Raw genomic sequence first — 1,379 nt, 5'->3', positions numbered from 1 at the left:
CCGCCCTGGGGTCCGCCGGCGCGCGGCGGGCGGCCCGGGGACCTGCCCGAGGGGCCACCGGAGGGGCGGCCGGAAGGACGGCCAGCGGGGCGACCGGAGGGCGAGGCGGCGGAGGCGGGAGAGGGCGGCTTCATCGCCCCCTGCTATGAGCCGGAAGCGCCCGCCCTGTCGAGGGATCGGCGCGGGCGCTTCACGCTTTGTCGCTATACTTCCGGCGGCAAAAAGCTCTACAGCCGGCGCGCCATGCCCTTTTCCCTGCCCGATCTGCTCGACCGGCTGCCCGAGACGCGCCGGCCGCGCCTGTGGCTCGCCCTGCTCTGCCTGGCGCTCTGGCTGCCCGGCTTCGCCACCCTGCCGCCCGGCGACCGCGACGAAAGCCGCTTCGCCCAGGCCAGCCGCCAGATGGTGGAAAGCGGCGACTATGTCCGCATCCGCTTCGGCGAGGAGGAGCGCAACAAGAAGCCCGCCGGCATCCACTGGGCACAGGCCGCCTCGGTGCATGTGGCCGAGACGCTGGGCCTCGGCTCGCGCGACCAGATCTGGCCCTACCGCCTGCCCTCGCTGCTGGGCGCGCTGGCGGCGGTGCTGGCCACCTTCCACTGGGGCCGGGCGCTGGTCGGCCGGCGGGCGGCCTTCGTCGCCGCCGCCATGCTGGCCTGCTCCACCGTGCTGGTGGTGGAGACGCATATCGCCAAGACCGATGCGGCGCTGCTCGGCACCGTGGCCATCGCCATGGGGCTGCTGGGGCGGGCCTATCTGGCGCCGGGCGCCTTCACCGCGCGGCAGGCGGCGCTGTTCTGGGCGGTGCTCGGCCTGGCCATCCTGCTGAAGGGGCCGATCGGGCCGCTGGTGGCGCTGCTGGCGGCGCTGACGCTGGGCATCGCCGACCGCTCGCTGCGCTGGATGGCGGCGCTGCGCCCGGGCTGGGGCGTGCCGCTGATGCTGGCCATGGCGGCGCCCTGGTTCATCGCCATCGGCATCGCCACCGAGGGCCGCTTCTTCACCGAGGCGGTGGGCGGCGACATGCTCTCCAAGGTCAATTCGGGCGAGGAGGCGCATTGGGGCCCGCCCGGCTACTACCTGCTGACCTTCGCGCTCAGCGCCTTCCCGCTGGCCTTCCTGGTGCTGCGCGCCCTGCCGGCCGCCTGGCGCGACCGGATGAACCCGTCCACGCGCTTCCTGCTGGCCTGGATCGCCCCCTCCTGGCTGATGTTCGAGGCGGTGGCGACCAAGCTGCCGCACTACACCCTGCCGATGTTCCCGGCGCTGATGCTGCTGGGCGCCGCCTGGGCGATGGACCCGCTGCGCCGCCCGGCGCCGCGCTGGCTGCGCGGGCTGGGCCTCGGGCTGCTGGCGCTGGTGGCGGTGGCGCTCGGCGT

General features: G+C 74.7%; 1 protein-coding gene. It reads left to right on the top strand.

Going from position 1 to position 1,379, the window contains the following annotated elements:
* Positions 1-243: 243 nt before the first annotated feature.
* On the top strand, positions 244-1,379 hold a 1,136-nt coding region (locus tag HMPREF0731_RS20835), incomplete at its 3' end, for an ArnT family glycosyltransferase (RefSeq protein WP_007006213.1).

The organism is Pseudoroseomonas cervicalis ATCC 49957 (assembly GCF_000164635.1).
In the GTDB taxonomy this organism is placed as follows: Bacteria; Pseudomonadota; Alphaproteobacteria; order Acetobacterales; family Acetobacteraceae; genus Pseudoroseomonas; species Pseudoroseomonas cervicalis.
This window is presented reverse-complemented; position numbering and strand designations above follow the sequence as displayed.